This window comes from Glacieibacterium frigidum (genome assembly GCF_007097155.1).
GTDB lineage: Bacteria > Pseudomonadota > Alphaproteobacteria > Sphingomonadales > Sphingomonadaceae > Glacieibacterium > Glacieibacterium frigidum.
In genome coordinates, this window is the sequence record NZ_VJWA01000002.1 from 628,429 (window position 1) to 643,526 (window position 15,098).

Annotated in this window: 14 protein-coding genes, 1 tRNA gene and 1 pseudogene; 15 read left to right on the top strand and 1 reads right to left on the bottom strand. The window is 65.7% G+C overall.

Annotated features, from left to right (window positions below; genetic code table 11):
• Position 1: 1 nt before the first annotated feature.
• From FMM06_RS12440 to FMM06_RS17425, 8 genes and pseudogenes are all read left to right on the top strand, one after another.
• Positions 2-283, top strand: a complete 282-nt coding sequence (locus tag FMM06_RS12440; RefSeq protein ID WP_144237712.1) for a hypothetical protein — start codon at positions 2-4, stop codon at positions 281-283.
• Positions 284-397: 114 nt separating this feature from the next.
• Complete coding sequence (locus tag FMM06_RS12445; protein ID WP_144237713.1) at positions 398-2,050, top strand: hypothetical protein; 1,653 nt, start codon at positions 398-400, stop codon at positions 2,048-2,050.
• Positions 2,051-2,187: 137 nt separating this feature from the next.
• Positions 2,188-2,508: a recombinase family protein gene (locus FMM06_RS12450; protein WP_144237714.1), complete on the top strand. Its 321-nt coding sequence runs from the start codon at positions 2,188-2,190 to the stop codon at positions 2,506-2,508.
• A 278-nt stretch (positions 2,509-2,786) separates the two neighbouring features.
• Complete coding sequence (locus tag FMM06_RS12455; protein WP_144237715.1) at positions 2,787-3,014, top strand: hypothetical protein; 228 nt, start codon at positions 2,787-2,789, stop codon at positions 3,012-3,014.
• Positions 3,011-3,133, top strand: coding sequence for a hypothetical protein (locus FMM06_RS17350; RefSeq protein ID WP_268900683.1), 123 nt, complete (start codon positions 3,011-3,013; stop codon positions 3,131-3,133). The genes FMM06_RS12455 and FMM06_RS17350 overlap by 4 nt, the downstream gene beginning before the upstream one ends.
• Positions 3,130-3,477: a hypothetical protein gene (locus FMM06_RS12460; RefSeq protein ID WP_144237716.1), complete on the top strand. Its 348-nt coding sequence runs from the start codon at positions 3,130-3,132 to the stop codon at positions 3,475-3,477. Before FMM06_RS17350 ends, FMM06_RS12460 begins: the two co-directional genes overlap by 4 nt.
• A complete protein-coding gene (locus FMM06_RS12465; protein ID WP_144237717.1) occupies positions 3,471-3,683 on the top strand; it encodes a recombinase family protein in 213 nt (70 codons plus the stop codon). The genes FMM06_RS12460 and FMM06_RS12465 overlap by 7 nt, the downstream gene beginning before the upstream one ends.
• A 64-nt stretch (positions 3,684-3,747) precedes the next feature.
• A pseudogene (locus tag FMM06_RS17425) lies at positions 3,748-4,779 on the top strand (recombinase family protein); the annotation flags it as partial.
• Between the two features lie 567 nt (positions 4,780-5,346).
• Here the strand turns inward: FMM06_RS17425 and FMM06_RS12480 are convergent.
• Positions 5,347-5,433: transfer RNA gene (locus tag FMM06_RS12480), tRNA-Leu, on the bottom strand.
• A gap of 95 nt (positions 5,434-5,528) precedes the next feature.
• On the opposite strand from FMM06_RS12480, the gene FMM06_RS12485 reads away from it, so the two are divergent.
• From FMM06_RS12485 to gltB, 7 genes are all read left to right on the top strand, one after another.
• Positions 5,529-6,479: a complex I NDUFA9 subunit family protein gene (locus tag FMM06_RS12485; RefSeq protein WP_144237718.1), complete on the top strand. Its 951-nt coding sequence runs from the start codon at positions 5,529-5,531 to the stop codon at positions 6,477-6,479.
• A 1-nt stretch (position 6,480) separates the two neighbouring features.
• A complete protein-coding gene (locus tag FMM06_RS12490) occupies positions 6,481-7,278 on the top strand; it encodes an undecaprenyl-diphosphate phosphatase (protein WP_144237719.1) in 798 nt (265 codons plus the stop codon).
• Between the two features lie 155 nt (positions 7,279-7,433).
• Positions 7,434-8,858 (top strand): NAD(P)-dependent oxidoreductase, encoded by a 1,425-nt coding sequence (locus FMM06_RS12495; protein ID WP_144237720.1) that lies wholly within the window; start codon positions 7,434-7,436, stop codon positions 8,856-8,858.
• Positions 8,859-8,869: 11 nt separating this feature from the next.
• Positions 8,870-9,553: a DUF2059 domain-containing protein gene (locus FMM06_RS12500; protein WP_144237721.1), complete on the top strand. Its 684-nt coding sequence runs from the start codon at positions 8,870-8,872 to the stop codon at positions 9,551-9,553.
• 2 nt (positions 9,554-9,555) lie between these two features.
• Positions 9,556-10,104, top strand: a complete 549-nt coding sequence (locus FMM06_RS12505) for a DUF2059 domain-containing protein (RefSeq protein ID WP_185965173.1) — start codon at positions 9,556-9,558, stop codon at positions 10,102-10,104.
• Complete coding sequence (locus FMM06_RS12510) at positions 10,104-10,550, top strand: hypothetical protein (RefSeq protein ID WP_144237723.1); 447 nt, start codon at positions 10,104-10,106, stop codon at positions 10,548-10,550. Before FMM06_RS12505 ends, FMM06_RS12510 begins: the two co-directional genes overlap by 1 nt.
• Positions 10,547-15,097: a glutamate synthase large subunit gene (gene gltB / locus FMM06_RS12515; protein WP_144237724.1), complete on the top strand. Its 4,551-nt coding sequence runs from the start codon at positions 10,547-10,549 to the stop codon at positions 15,095-15,097. The genes FMM06_RS12510 and gltB overlap by 4 nt, the downstream gene beginning before the upstream one ends.
• Position 15,098 lies beyond the last annotated feature (1 nt).

Here is a 15,098-nt window from a genome sequence, read left to right on the forward strand (position 1 = left end):
CATGGCGATCGAAGCAAAGCCGACGCGGATGTCGCCGATAGTGCAAGCCGAAGCGTCACTCTTGAGTAACGAGACGATGACGGTGCTGGTGGCACTGTTGAACCGGCGCGAAGAGATCGTTCGCGACATCTCCGGGACCTTGCGACTCATAGACGAGACAGCAGGCGACTCGGACGTTGAAGCCGATCTCCTCGACCGCGCCGCGACGCTGATTGCGGACCTCAGATTGCTGCATTCCACACTACGCTTAGGAGGCTTTTGGGCCTCCGAATGGGCCAAATAACCATATATCACGGGCCTTTTGCGAAAAAATGCAGCGTTTGCAACTTCCTGTATTCGGAGAGCGTGTTTTCCGCTAGAGTACCTTTCATGAACATATGTGGGGTGGCGTAGGAACATGCAGAAACTTATCGAGCGTCTCGTCGAGGTGGCCCCGATGCCAACCGATCTCAGCACATCTTTAGAGACCGTTCTTCGCAACCAGGCTGCGTGGTATTCGCATCCTCAAATCGAAAGACATCGGGGCTTTCACGATGTCTTCCTGAATCCGACGACTTCTGGGTTGTGTTACAGGGTGGATCACGATCCGTCCGACCCATTCGTTTGGCCGACAGTCGTTACGCCGGCATCCGTCAAGGCGTGGCTGTGGTCAAACCTTCCGACCGAGTACGGCTGGTTTGCCTTGAAGCAATTTACCGAACTTCTCTGTCTCGACGATATCGACGATGAGGATGCCACGTCGATAGATGGCAACAAGACATATCTCTGTGAAGATGTCGGTGACAGGAAACCGCCACAAGATGCCAGCCTTGTCGCTTCGCTAGTCAATCTCGCAAGTCATAGCCGCCCGCTTTTCGACGAACTTACGATCGGCGATGTTCGGAGTGCTTATCGGATGGTTCCCGACCAGGGCTTTCCGGCCGTCAACGGTCAGGATGCGATGCCCTTCGTCAGCCTGCGCAGCATGTGCTGCGAAGCGTCTAAATATCGTAGTGCTGGCGACGTGCTGCGCACGGCCGAGGGGCAGCACCGCATCCTGCGTGGACCAACAGGCCACAATGAGCTGGACCGCTGCGATCCTCACAGCGACGTCAAGATCGACGGGGTCACCGGCAAGCTAGGCGCGGCGTTCGTCGCGTTTCGTGAAGTCGGCGACATCTTCTTGAGGCGCAATGGCCGGGAAGTTCCCGACAGCTTTCCTGGCCTCGAGAAAATCGAGCCTCGGCGAAAGTTTAAATCTAGAGCAGCAGAAGACAGGTACATGTCCGATCTCGGGCTGACTGTCCTGGCCAAGGTCATGGAGAAGCTCTGGCGGATCAAGGAGGGGGCGAACTTCGAAAAATCGCTTAATAGGGCGATGGCTCAAGGCAGCTACGAATTGCAACGGCAGTGGCGTCATACAAAGTTTCGGCGGCGGCCTCGCAATCGCAACGTGCACATGGCGAATGCGCGGGGCAGTCGCCCAAAGATGGTTGTGTTCCTCGCATGCAACGCGGGCGTATCACGCAACGCTGACTATCATGGGTCGCTGGTCGCGAAGTTCAATGCCACGAATAGCTTCGAGCAGGCGTTCGACGCTTGTCGGGCCGGTAGGCAGGTCTCGTTCGCTGCTATGCGGGATGAAGGTATGCGCAAGGGGCTGGATGCTAACGAGCTGTGTCCGCCACGGATTCACAAGGACAATCGTCTTCAGGCCCGTGAGCTGTTCTCCCTGCTGTCGAGGACGGTGTTGAGAAGCCACATCGACGCGCCTGTTCAGGATCGAAATGCACCGGGCTGGGACGACCACCCCTACGAAGAATGGCACTGGGAAAAGGGGCAGCTCCGCGACAAGGAAAAGTTCGTCTGCGAAGTGACGGAAAGCAGCATCGCATTCTATCGGCGATACCATGCGCACCAGCCGAACAGACATGAAATCGCAACAGTGAGGGCGGCGCTTGGCCCGACCGAGCTGCAGCTTCGTGGCCTGGTAAAGCCTTTGCAGGGCAATACTCTGCGAACTGGTAAGGCGGACAAACCCTCGAAGGCCCCGAAGGCGTCAGGCCAGTGATCCTTCCGAGGTTCGGGCCGGTTGAGGCGCATAGCCGTTGGAGCAGATCAGGCCTGGCTCTGAACCCCCTCAGGGTGGCGGGGAACCCGGTCTTGACGATTCCTCAGCCGACATCCGTCTAACAAAGGAAAATCATCATGAAAGTGGCACTCTACGCGCGCTGTTCGGCGTCGAAGCCGGAGGGCGAAACGATCGAGGCTCAGCTGAAGCGGAGTCGTGCACTGATCCATAAGCGAGGCTGGGCAGAAGTCTCGTGCTTTATCGATGCCGGGTATTCAGGAATAACACTGGATCGTCCCGGGATGCGTTCACTCATCGCCGTCGTCGAATCTGGCGCTGTAGAGGCGGTCTGTGTGGATTCCATAAGCCGCCTGGCACGCAGTCAGGCCGACTTCGAGACGCTTGCCGCACAGTGTCGATCCGCAGGGGTCCGGATAATCGCCAACGACCAGGGGTAGGCGATCGATAGCGGACATACGCCGGGTCCAGCGGAGATGGGCCCGTTCGCATGCGGGGCAGCTAATCTGTAAGACGTGCAGGCATCATTGATCTTCAGCACCGAGGTTCGACAGGCAGCTTGGGATCGATGCTGTTGGAGCTACGTCGGTGATCCCGGGCCGCCGCGACCGGCTTGTGCATAATTACCTTAGGTTGTCCGAACGCACTGACGCCAGAGACTAGAAGCTAGCGACTGCGCCCCCCGAATCGGTTTTCCCGACAGGCCGATAGCGTTCTGATGGCGAACGCGAATGTCCTGGCCAATGAGGAAGTACCCGCCCGCCCGGCGTCGGCGTCGGCGTCGGCGTCGGCGTCGGCGTCGGCGTCGGTCGGTTGCGCGGACAGTCGGCGCGTTCAATGCAACCTGCCCGACGCGCTGACCCTGGTGCCGGGGGAGGCCGACCTCGTTCACCAGTACCTGGGCGACCTGCTTGCCGATCTGTTCGCTAGCGGGAGCAGGGGGTGATCGAAGTCGATGAACCTGATGTGCCGAAAGGCCTGCACGATGTGCTCCTAACCGGCGGTCAGTCACGCACAGAGGACGGTTTAAACGAAGCGATTGGTCAGTTGATACAGAGAAAATGATTATGGACGAACAACACAAGGATGGCGCTCGGTATCACCTCGATCTCGCGAATATCGGAACGCCGACAATGGAAGCGATCATCGCGCTGATCGACCAGTACGCGGCGGTGGATCACGCCGCACGGACAAGGCGCGCACAGGCTGCGAATGCGGAAGCCGGCTTCTTCAACGGCGGGGTAGCCCCATTCGGCTACCGTTCGGTCGACGCTGCTATGGGTGCCAAGCGGCGGAAGAAACTCGAGATCCAGGCCGATGAAGCGCAGCTTGTGCGGTACATCTTTGGGCTTGCCACCAGCGGTACAGTGCGAACGCTCTCGGCCCTGCTGATATCGCTGCGATGCTGAACGCCAGCGGTCACACGCTGCGTGGCGCGGTGTTCACCCGGGCGAAGGTCGCCCGCATGCTGAGCAGAACCCACTACGCCGGCTACTACCTGTATGGCGCGAGACTTGCTGTGCAGGACGCGTCGCGTGAAGCTGGCAGGCTGCGTGTGGCCTGCCCCGCCATCGTGTCGTCAGAGCAGTTCCTGGCTGTCGTCGCCGGCCGGTGAGGTCGCGGGCCAGAGCGTCGGATATACGGTGGAGATCGATCCTGAAGCTCGTGAGGAAATGAAGATGGGTGAAAAGCGGCTTCGGGCCTGCGCGTACGTCAGGGTCTCCACCGATGATCAAGCCAAGCATGGTCTGAGCTTGAAGAGCCAGCTGAGCAGCATCCAGGCCTATTGCCGGACCCGCGAGATCGATCTCGTCCAGGTCTACGAGGAAGCGGGCCTGTCAGCGACCGATGACAATCGACCGCAGTTCCAGGCGATGATGAACCGCGCGACGAGTTCAGAACGACCGTTCGACATGGTCATTGTCCATTCGCTGTCGCGGTTCGCGCGCAACCTCGCGCTGCAAGCGACAAGCTACGACCGGCTGCGCAAGGTCGGCGTTCAGCAGCAGTCGGTCACCGAGGACATCGCCAAGGGTTCGAGCGGCAACCTGATGCGCAATATGGTGGCCTCATTCAACCAGCACAGCTCGGATGAGACCTCCAAACACACCACGCGGGCAATGAACGAGAACGCCGTTGAAGGATTTTACAATGGTGGTCCGGTGGTGTTCGGCTACCGCTCGGTGATCGCAGAGATGCGCAAGGACAAGGCCAAGAAGAAGCTTGAGATCAAACCTGACGAGGCTGCGGTCGTCCAGCGAATCTTCGACTTGGCCGAACACGGCGAGGGCCAAGGGCCGCTGGGGGCCCGCGCAATCGCTGCCCTGTTGAACAAGGCGGGATGCACGCTTCGCGGTGCGCGGTTCTCTAACGGAAACACCGCCGGAATCCTCGGACGCACAAACTACATCGGCTACTATCTCGACGCCAAGAAGACCGAGCTCGGCGAACCGATCCCGGAAGCCGATTGGGTGCGGGTGCCGTGTCCGCCTATCATCACCCAGGAGCAGTTCGCCGCCGTTGCGACGCGCCGCGCCCAGCGCAACCCGCGCGTGACACCCCCGCGTGTCGTGAACGGGGTCACGATGCTGCCGGCCAGCGTAGCGAGATGCGGGCAGCCCAACTGCGGTGTGGGCCTGACCGTTCGAAGCGGCCGGGGTGGGCGGTACATGTACTATACCTGCAGCGAGCGTGCGAACCGGTCTGCGATGGCCTGCGACCTGCGGGCGACCCGGCGCGAGGCTCTCGACTCCATAGTCCTCGACACCGTCGAACAGCGACTTCTGGATCCCGACCATCTTCGGCTGCTGCTGTCGGCGTTGCTCGAAAAGTCGGATGAGGCAGATGCCCGGCGTCGGCGCGCCCTGGCTAGTGCGCGAGCCCGCGAGACCGACGCAAAGACTGCCCTGAACAACCTGCTGACGCTGGTCGAGACGGGGGCGCTTAGCCCTGCAGATCCGATGATCGTCGAGCGATTTGCCAGGCACCGGGCAGCCGCCCAGATGGCCTCGACCGAGATCGACAGTTTGGAGCGCCAGCTGAGAATCTCGCGCAAGTCGATCACCCCGCAGATGATCGATCGCTTCGGCGCATCGCTTAAAGAACGGCTCCGCACCGGCGACGCCAACTTCCGGCGCGCCTATCTCGCTCTGATCGTCGACAAGGTCGAGGTCTCGAACTCGCTGATCCGGATTTCGGGTTCGAAGTCTGCCCTCGAGCATAGTCTGATCAAGGATGGGGCCACCCATTCCGGAGCGGTGCCCATCTTTGACCGGGAATGGTGCCCAGGAAAGGACTCGAACCTTCACATCGTTACCAATACCAGCACCTGAAGCTGGCGCGTCTACCAATTCCGCCACCTGGGCAGGTTGCGAGGTGCGGCGGTTAGGCAGGTCCGGAGCGGTTGTCAACGTGCGGGTGCTGCTTCACAAGCCGCGCGGCAGGTTCGCAGAGGATTACGATGGACGGCTTGGTGACGATCGTCGGCGGTGCGGGGTTCGTCGGACGCTATGTCGTGCAGACGCTGGCGGCGACCGGCGTGCGGCTGCGCGTCGTGTCGCGCAATCCCGAGGCCGCGATGTACCTGCGCCCGCTGGGCGGGCTGGGGCAGATCCAGCTGACGCGCGGCGACGTGCGCAGCGCCGACCAGATGGAGCGTGCCTTCGAGGGCGCCACCGCCGGGGTCAATCTCGTCGGGATCCTCGCCGAGACGGGCCGCCAGAAATTCCAGTCGGTGCAGGTCGCGGGTGCGGCGAATGCCGCCAGGGCGGCCGCCGCAGCCGGCGTGAGCGCCTATGTCCAGATGTCGGCGATCGGCGCCGATGCCGGGTCGCCGGCAGGCTATGCGCGGACCAAGGCAGGCGGCGAGGCGGCGGTGCGCGAGGCCCTGCCCCACGCGACGATCCTACGCCCGTCGATCATCTTCGGGCGCGAGGACCAGTTCATCAACCGCTTCGCCGCGCTCGCGAACACGCTGCCCGTCATCCCGGTTATCGCGGGCAAGACGCGCTTCCAGCCCGTCTATGTCCTCGACGTCGCGAAGGCCGTGGCGGCGGCGCTCGCCGATCCGGCGGCGCATGGCGGCAGGACCTATGCGCTGGGGGGGCCCGAGGCGATGAGCTTCCGTGCCATCCTGCAGTGGATCGCCATCGAAATCCGCTCGACCAAGCCGCTCGTCGAGGTGCCCGACGGCATCGCCGCGCTGATGGCCAAGGCCGGCAGCATCCTGCCCTTCGCGCCGATGACGTGGGACCAGTGGCAGATGCTGCAGCGCGACACCGTCGTCGAGCCCGGCGAGCCCAGCCTTCGCGAGCTGGGCATCGAGCCGACGCCGCTCGACAGCATCGCGCCCGCCTATCTCGAGCGCTACCGCAAGGGCGGGCGCTTCTACCGCGATCCGCTGGTCGCCTGAGATGGACCTGATCGACGTCGTCCTCCTCGGCATCGTCGAGGGGCTGACCGAGTTTCTGCCGGTGTCCTCGACCGGGCACCTGATCCTCGCGGGCGAGCTGCTGGGCTTCACCGGCGAGGGGTCGGTGGCCTTTAAGATTGCCATCCAGCTGGGAGCGATCCTGGCGGTGCTCGTCGCCTACCAGCGGCGCTTCCGTCTCGTCATCGGCGGGCTGTTCCGCCGCGACGAGCGGGCGTGGCACTTCACGCGCAACATCGCGATCGGCTTCCTGCCGGCGATGGCGATCGGCGTCGTCGCGTATGACGCGATTCGGGCCGCGATGCAGACCCCGATCATCGTCGCGGTCGCGCTGATCGTCGGCGGCGTCGCGATCCTCGTCATCGAGCGCACGGTGCGCAAGGTGACGGTCAGCGAGGTCGAGACGATGCCGCTGAAGACCGCGGGCGCGATCGGCATCGTCCAGTGCCTGGCGATGCTGCCGGGCGTCAGCCGGTCGGGTGCGACGATCATGGGCGCGCTGCTGATGGGCGTCGAGCGGCGCGCGGCGGCGGAGTTCAGCTTTTTCCTCGCGGTCCCGACGATGGCGGCGGCGACGGTCTATGCGCTGTACAAGGATCGCGCACTGCTGAGCTTCGACGATCTCGGGTCGATCGGCATCGGGCTGAGCGTTGCGTTCGTCGTCGCGCTGGCCGTGGTGAAGGCGTTTGTCGCCGTCGTCGGGCGCTACGGCTTCGCACCGTTCGCCTGGTACCGGATCGTGGTCGGATCGGCTGCGCTCATCTGGCTACTGGCAAGGTAGTCCCGACGCGGTCCTATTGTTTTTGGGCCGGAGCGCAATGATCGTTGGAACCAAGGCCCGGCTTGCGCAATTAGTCCCGGATACTGACCTATCGGCCATTTGCTGCGTGACAAACGCTCACGGTGATCGTATCCGCCGCTGCAGAGGAGCCTGCCGTGGCAGAATCGACCATGTTGAAGTTCGTCGCACGTCCACAGGCGTACCCGCCGAAGCGGGCGCCCGATGCGCGTGCGCAGGATTTCCAGGAAGTCGTCGCCGAGTTCATCGTCGCGCGTGCCGAGGAACAAGCCGGGCGCTGCTCACAGTGCGGCGTGCCTTATTGCCAGGTGCACTGCCCGCTCCACAACAACATCCCCGACTGGCTGCGCCTGACCGCCGAGGGGCGGCTGGAGGAGGCGTACGAGATCAGCAACGCGACCTCGTCGATGCCCGAAATCTGCGGCCGCATCTGCCCGCAGGACCGGCTGTGCGAGGGCAATTGCGTGATCGAGAAGGGCTTCGGCTCGGTGACGATCGGTGCGGTCGAGAAGTTCATCACCGATACCGCGTGGGAGCAGGGCTGGGTTCGTCCCCTGCGCGCAATCGCCGACCGGTCGGGTCAGTCGGTCGGCATCATCGGCGCCGGGCCGGCCGGGCTGACCGCTGCCGAGATGTTGCGGATCAAGGGCTATGACGTCCATGTCTATGATCGCCACGACCGTGCGGGCGGTCTGCTGACCTACGGCATCCCGGGCTTCAAGCTGGAGAAGCCGGTCGTCGAGCGGCGCATCGCGCGGCTGGTCGAGGGCGGCATCCAGTTCCACCTGAACTTCGAGGTCGGCCGCGACGCGACACTCGACGAGCTGCGGCAGCGCCACGACGCGGTGCTCGTCGCGACCGGCGTCTACGCCGCGCGCGACGTCGCGGTGCCTGGCATCGAGAGCGCGCACGTCGTCGAGAGCCTCGACTATCTGATCCGCAGCAACCGCCGAGGCTTCGGCGATACCGTGCCCGATGCGGCCGCCTATGACGCGGCCGGCAAGCATGTCGTCGTCGTCGGCGGCGGGGACACCGCGATGGACTGCGTCCGCACCGCGGTGCGCCAGGGCGCGGCGTCGGTGAAGTGCCTGTACCGCCGCGACCGCGCCAACATGCCGGGGTCGCAGCGCGAGGTCGCCAATGCCGAGGAAGAGGGCGTCGAGTTCGTCTGGCTGTCGGCCCCCGCCGCGGTCGTTGACGGCGCGGTGCTGGCCGATCGCATGCGCCTGGGTGTCGCCGGTCCCGACGGCCGCCGCGCGCCCGAGCCCCACGAGGCCGGCCGTTTCCGCGTCGAGGCCGACCTGGTGATCAAGGCGCTGGGCTTCGACCCCGAGGACCTGCCGGGCGCGTTCGCCGCGCCCGATCTGGGCGTCAACCGCTGGGGCACGCTGCGCATCGACCACAAGACGATGGCGACGAGCCTCGACGGCGTGTTCGCCGCCGGCGACATCGTGCGCGGCGCGTCGCTGGTGGTCTGGGCGATCCGCGACGGGCGTGACGTCGCGGCGCAGATGCATCAGTATCTGACCGCCAAGGCGGGCGCTTTGCGCGCTGCGGCCTGAGGAGACCGCCGATGCTGCGTACCCTGGTCCTGACCGCGCTGCTGCTCGCCGCGCCCGCCTTCGCACAGGCCCCGGCCGACCCGGCGCGCCTGGCTGCCGCGACGCGCATCGCCGCGAAGCTGCTGCCCGACGGCAGCTATCGCGAGATGATGCGCGGCTCGATGGACCAGATCATGAACTCGATCACCGACCAGATGATGTCGATGCCGCTGAAGGACCTCGTCGGCATGGCGGGCGTCGATCAGGCGAAGCTGCCTGCGATGGGGCCGGGCACGATTCGCCAGCTGATGGCGATCCTCGATCCGGCGTTCGAGCAGCGCAACAAGATCATGTCGACGGTGATGATGGGCGAGATGACCGAGATCATGACCGCGATGGAGCCCGACATGCGCGCCGGCATGGCCGAGGCCTATGCCCGGCGCTTCGACGCCGCGCAGCTCGGCGAGATCGAGCGCTTCTTCCAGGGCCCCACCGGCGCGGCGTTCGCGGCGCAGTCGATGCAGGTCTACACCGACCCCGCAGTGATGACCCGCATGCAGGCGATGATGCCCAAGCTAATGCAGGCCATGCCGACGATCATGAAGAAGGTTGCGACCGCCACCGCCGGGCTGCCGGCGCCGCGCAAGCCCGCCGACCTGAGCAAGGCGGAGAAAGCCAAGCTCGAAGCGCTGATCGTCGCCGGACCTACCGTATGAGGATGGTGATTGCCGCGCTGCTGCTCGCCGCGCCTGCGGTGGCGCAGGCGGCGCCCGATGTGGCGACGATGGCAGCGGCGAAGGCCTTGTTCGAGCAGCTCGGCGGGCCGGCGCAGATCAGGCAGAACGCCGAGCGCAATCTCGCGGAGTTGCGGACCGGCGCGTCGCTCGAGCGCAGTCTGTCGAGGCAGCGCGGGTTCACGATGGCGCGGGCGCAGCGCCCGCAGGACTATGACGCAGCCTTCGCCCGGATCGGCAAGCTGCAGGCGGACGCTGCCGAGCCGATCATCCGCGAGGGCGTGCCGGCGGTCATCAATGCCGCGATCCTGGCCTATGCGACGCATTACAGTGCCGCCGAGCTGCGAGGCTTGGCCGAGTTCTATCGCTCCCCGCTCGGGCAGGCGTTTCAACGCTCGCAGGGGAAGGTGACGCGCGACGCCGCGACCGCTCTGAACGAGCGAATCATCGTCAAGGTCACGGCAGCGCTCAAGCTGCTCGAGCCGCAGATGACGGCCGAATTGAAGCGCCTGCAGCCGGGCAAGGCGAAGTGATGATGCTCGCCGCTACCGTCATGCTGCCCGGCGCCACCGCCGTTGCGCCGGATGCCGCCGCACAGGTCGCAGCGGCGATGGCTCCGCAACAGCAGCTGGCGTCGTTCGTGCGCCGAACGCTCGACGCGACGGTGACCGGGCGCATGGTCGTCGACAAGGTCGGGCGCGAACGGGCCGATGCACTATTCGCGGCTGAGACCGCGCGGGTCGTCGAGAAATACGGTGCCGAGTGGGAGGCCAATCTCGCCGCGAGCTACCGCGAGACGCTGAACCCGGCCGAACTGGCAACCGCGCAGGCGGCCGTCGCGGCGCGCGACCAGGCGGCGATGATGCCGCTGATGCAGCGGGTTGGGCCTGTCATGCAGGCGAAATCGACCAAGCTGCTCGAACGCGCCAGCCTCGATGCGCTGAACGCCGTGGTCGCAGCGGCGGAGAAACCCCAATGAACCTGACCGACATTCCCGCCGCGAACGACGCCGAACGCGCGCGCATCGCAGAGGTCGGCATGTACCGGCCCGACATGGAGTCCGATGCCTGCGGGGTCGGCGTGGTCGCCGCGACCGACGGCATTGCGTCCCGGCGCGTCGTCACCGCTGCCATCGATGCGCTGAAGTCGGTCTGGCACCGCGGCGCGGTCGACGCCGACGGCAAGACCGGCGACGGCGCGGGGTTGCACGTCGAGATCCCGGTCGACTTTTTCCATGAGCATATCGAACGCGCCGGGCACCGGCCAAAGGACGCGCTGACCGCGGTCGGCATGGTCTTCCTGCCGCGCACCGACCTGGGCGCGCAGGAGGATTGCCGCACCATCGTCGAGAGCGAGATCATCGATTTCGGCTACACCATCTACGGCTGGCGCCAGGTGCCGGTCGACGTCTCGGTGATCGGCGACAAGGCGACGCGCTCGCGGCCCGAGATCGAGCAGATCATGATCGCCGGGCCCGAGGGTTCGACCGACAAGGCGGCGTTCGAGAAGGACCTGTACCTGATCCGTCGCCGCATCGAGAAGGCGGTGATCGCGGCGCAGCTGCAAGGCTTCTACATCTGCTCGCTGTCGTGCCGCAGCATCATCTACAAGGGGCTGTTCCTCGCCGAGGAGCTGTCGGTCTTCTACCCCGACCTGGCCGACGAGCGCTTCGTGTCGCGCTTCGCCATCTATCACCAGCGCTATTCGACCAACACCTTCCCGCAGTGGTGGCTGGCGCAGCCGTTCCGCTGCATCGCGCACAACGGCGAGATCAACACGGTTCGCGGCAACAAGAATTGGATGAAGAGCCACGAGATCAAGATGGCGTCGGATGCCTTTCGCGAGCATTCGAACGACATCAAGCCGCTGATCCCGGCGGGCGCCAGCGACACCGCGGCGCTCGACGCGGTGTTCGAGGCGATGGTCCGGTCGGGCCGCGACGCGCCGACCGCCAAGCTGATCCTGGTGCCCGAGGCCTGGGCCAAGGACGACACGTTGCCCGCCGACCACCGTGCGATGTACGCCTTCTTCGCGTCGATCATGGAGGCGTGGGACGGTCCCGCGGCGCTGGCCATGACCGATGGCCGCTGGGTCGTCGCGGGGATGGACCGCAACGCGCTGCGGCCGATGCGCTATGCGCTGACCAGCGACGGGCTGCTCGTCACCGGCTCCGAAGCCGGCATGGTCGTGCTGCCCGAAGCGACGATCACCCACAAGGGACGGCTGGGGCCGGGGCAGATGATCGCGGTCGACCTCGACGGCGAGGGCGGCGTTTTTTACTACGGCGACCGCGCCATCAAGGACCGGATCGCCGCCGAGCACGACTATGGCGCGATGGTCGCCGACTTCACGACCTTCCAGTCGATCCCCGGCCACGACGGTGCGCAGCCGCCCGCCGCCTATAAGCGCGACGACCTGCGCCGCCGCCAGATCGCCGCCGGCCTGACCATGGAGGACATGGAGCTGCTGCTCGCGCCGATGGTCGAGGACGCCAAGGAAGCGGTCGGCAGCATGGGCGACGACACGCCGCTGGCGGTCATCTCAAACAACGCGCGGATGCTCAGCCACTTCTTCCGGCAGAACTTCAGCCAGGTCACCAACCCGCCGATCGACTCCCTGCGCGAGACGCGCGTGATGAGCCTGAAGACGCGCTTCGCCAATCTCGGCAACATCCTCGACACCGATGCGCGGCAGGAAGGCGTGATGGTGCTCGACAGCCCCGTCGTCACCAACCTCGGCTGGCAGCTGCTCAAGGACCGCTTCGGCAGCCAGGTCGCCGAGATCGACTGCACCTTCGACATCGCGACCGGTGCTGCAGGCCTGCGTGCCGCGATCGAGCGCGTCCGTGCCGAGGCCGAGACCGCCGTGCGGTCGGGCAAGTCGCAGCTGTTCCTGACCGACGAGGCGCAGGGGCCGACGCGGGCCGGCATCACGATGATCCTGGCGGCCGCGGGCGTCCACACCCACCTCGTCCGCAAGGGGCTGCGGGCGTTCGCCAGCATCAACGTGCGCTCGGCCGAGTGCCTCGACACGCATTATTTCGCGGTGCTGATCGGCGTCGGCGCGACGACGGTGAACGCCTATCTCGCGCAGGAGGCGATCGCCGACCGCCACGCACGCGGGCTGTTCAAGGGAATGGCCTACGACGACTGCGTCCGCCGCTACAAGACCGCGATCGAGGACGGCCTGCTCAAGATCATGGCGAAGATGGGCATCGCGGTCATTTCGTCGTACCGCGGCGGGTACAATTTCGAGGCGGTCGGGTTGAGCCGCGCGCTGGTCAACGACTTCTTCCCCGGCATGCCCGCCAAGATTTCGGGCGAAGGGCTGGCGTCGATCCACCTGAACGCAAGCCTGCGCCACGACCGCGCGTGGGACGAGGCCGCCGCCGCGCTGCCGATCGGCGGGCTGTACCGCTACCGCGCGGGCAGCGAGGCGCACGCCTATCAGGCGGGGCTGATCCATCTGCTGCAGGAGGCCGTCGCCCGCGACAGCTATTCCGATTACCTCCGTTTCTCGGCCGCCACCGCCGAGCTGCCGCCGATCTATCTGCGCGACTTGCTGGCGTTCAACTGGGCCGACACGCCGCTGCCGACCGAGGCGATCGAATCGATCACCGAGATCCGCAAGCGCTTCGTCACGCCGGGCATGAGCCTGGGCGCGCTCGCGCCCGAGGCGCACGAGACGCTGGCGATCGCGATGAACCGCATCGGCGCCAAGGCGGTCAGCGGCGAAGGCGGCGAGGACGCTGCGCGCTTCGTCCCCTACCCCAACGGCGACAATGCGAACTCGGTGGTCAAGCAGATCGCGAGCGGGCGCTTCGGCGTGACGGCCGAATATCTGAATGCCTGCGAGGAGATCGAGATCAAGGTTGCGCAGGGGGCCAAGCCCGGCGAGGGCGGCCAGCTGCCGGGCTTCAAGGTCACCGACATGATCGCGCGCCTGCGTCACGCGACGCCGGGCGTGATGCTGATCTCGCCGCCGCCGCACCACGACATCTACTCGATCGAAGACCTGGCGCAGCTGATCTACGACCTGAAGCAGATCAATCCGCGCGCCCGGGTGTGCGTCAAGCTGGTCAGCTCGGCCGGCATTGGCACCGTCGCGGCGGGCGTCGCCAAGGCGCACGCCGACGTCATCCTCGTCTCCGGCCATGTCGGTGGCACCGCCGCGTCCCCGCAGACGAGCATCAAATATGCCGGCACGCCGTGGGAAATGGGCCTGTCGGAGGTCAACCAGGTGCTGACGCTCAACGGGCTCAGGCACCGCGTCAAGCTGCGCACCGACGGCGGGCTGAAGACCGGTCGCGACATCGTCATCGCGGCGATCCTGGGCGCCGAGGAGTTCGGCATCGGCACGCTGAGCCTTGTCGCGATGGGCTGCATCATGGTCCGCCAGTGCCATTCGAACACCTGCCCCGTCGGCGTCTGCACGCAGGACGAGGCGCTGCGCGCCAAGTTCAGCGGCTCGCCGGAGAAGGTCATCAACCTGATGAGCTTCATCGCCGAGGAGGTGCGCGACATCCTGGCCAAGCTCGGCGTCGCCAGCCTCGACGAGGTGATCGGGCGGACCGAGCTGCTGCGCCAGTTCAGCCGCGGCAGCGAGCATCTCGACGACCTCGACCTCAACCCGATCCTGGCGAAGGTCGACGCCCCCGACGAGGCGCGCCGCTTCTCGATCCCGACGCATCGCAACGAGGTGCCCGACAGCCTCGACGCGCAGATGCTGATCGACGCCGCGCATCTGTTCGATCGCGGCGAGAAGATGCAGCTGACGTACAGCGTCCGCAACACGCACCGCGCCGTCGGCACGCGGCTGTCGAGCGAGATCACGCGCCAGTTCGGCATGGCGGGGCTCGAGCCCGGCCATATCCACATCCGGCTGCGCGGCAGCGCCGGACAGAGCCTCGGCGCCTTCGCGGTGCAGGGCGTCAAGCTGGAGGTATTCGGCGAGGCCAACGACTATGTCGGCAAGGGGCTGAGCGGCGCGACGATCATCGTCCGCCCGATGGTCGCGTCGAAGCTGGCGAGCCAGGACAATACGATCATCGGCAACACCGTGTTGTACGGCGCGACCAGCGGCAGGCTGTTCGCCGCAGGCCAGGCGGGAGAGCGCTTCGCGGTCCGCAACTCGGGCGCGACGGTGGTCGTTGAGGGCTGCGGCGCCAACGGCTGCGAATACATGACCGGCGGGACAGCGGTCATCCTCGGGACCACGGGCGACAATTTCGGGGCGGGCATGACCGGTGGCATGGCGTTCGTCCACGATGCCGACGGCGGTTTCGAGCGGCGCTACAACCCGGGCTCGATCATCGTCCAGCGCCTCGCCTCGGCGCATTGGGAGGGCGTCCTCCACGGCCTGATCGAGGAGCATGTCCGCGAGACCGGCTCACGCTGGGCGGCGGGGCTGCTCGCCGACTGGGACCGCGCGCGCGGCAGTTTCTGGCAGGTGTGCCCGAAGGAAATGCTGTCGCGTCTGGCGTTCCCGCTCGCCGACACTATATCGGCTGCTGTAGCAGCGGAGTAAT

Excerpts from the sequence above, each read along its gene's own strand:
- FMM06_RS12440 (WP_144237712.1), top strand. The coding sequence starts at position 2 with ATGGCGATCGAAGCAAAGCCGACGCGGATGTCGCCGATAGTGCAAGCC.
- FMM06_RS12445 (WP_144237713.1), top strand. The coding sequence starts at position 398 with ATGCAGAAACTTATCGAGCGTCTCGTCGAGGTGGCCCCGATGCCAACC.
- FMM06_RS12450 (WP_144237714.1), top strand. The coding sequence starts at position 2,188 with ATGAAAGTGGCACTCTACGCGCGCTGTTCGGCGTCGAAGCCGGAGGGC.
- FMM06_RS12455 (WP_144237715.1), top strand. The coding sequence starts at position 2,787 with ATGGCGAACGCGAATGTCCTGGCCAATGAGGAAGTACCCGCCCGCCCG.
- FMM06_RS12460 (WP_144237716.1), top strand. The coding sequence starts at position 3,130 with ATGATTATGGACGAACAACACAAGGATGGCGCTCGGTATCACCTCGAT.
- FMM06_RS12465 (WP_144237717.1), top strand. The coding sequence starts at position 3,471 with ATGCTGAACGCCAGCGGTCACACGCTGCGTGGCGCGGTGTTCACCCGG.
- FMM06_RS12485 (WP_144237718.1), top strand. The coding sequence starts at position 5,529 with ATGGACGGCTTGGTGACGATCGTCGGCGGTGCGGGGTTCGTCGGACGC.
- FMM06_RS12490 (WP_144237719.1), top strand. The coding sequence starts at position 6,481 with ATGGACCTGATCGACGTCGTCCTCCTCGGCATCGTCGAGGGGCTGACC.
- FMM06_RS12500 (WP_144237721.1), top strand. The coding sequence starts at position 8,870 with ATGCTGCGTACCCTGGTCCTGACCGCGCTGCTGCTCGCCGCGCCCGCC.
- FMM06_RS12505 (WP_185965173.1), top strand. The coding sequence starts at position 9,556 with ATGGTGATTGCCGCGCTGCTGCTCGCCGCGCCTGCGGTGGCGCAGGCG.
- FMM06_RS12510 (WP_144237723.1), top strand. The coding sequence starts at position 10,104 with ATGATGCTCGCCGCTACCGTCATGCTGCCCGGCGCCACCGCCGTTGCG.
- gltB (WP_144237724.1), top strand. The coding sequence starts at position 10,547 with ATGAACCTGACCGACATTCCCGCCGCGAACGACGCCGAACGCGCGCGC.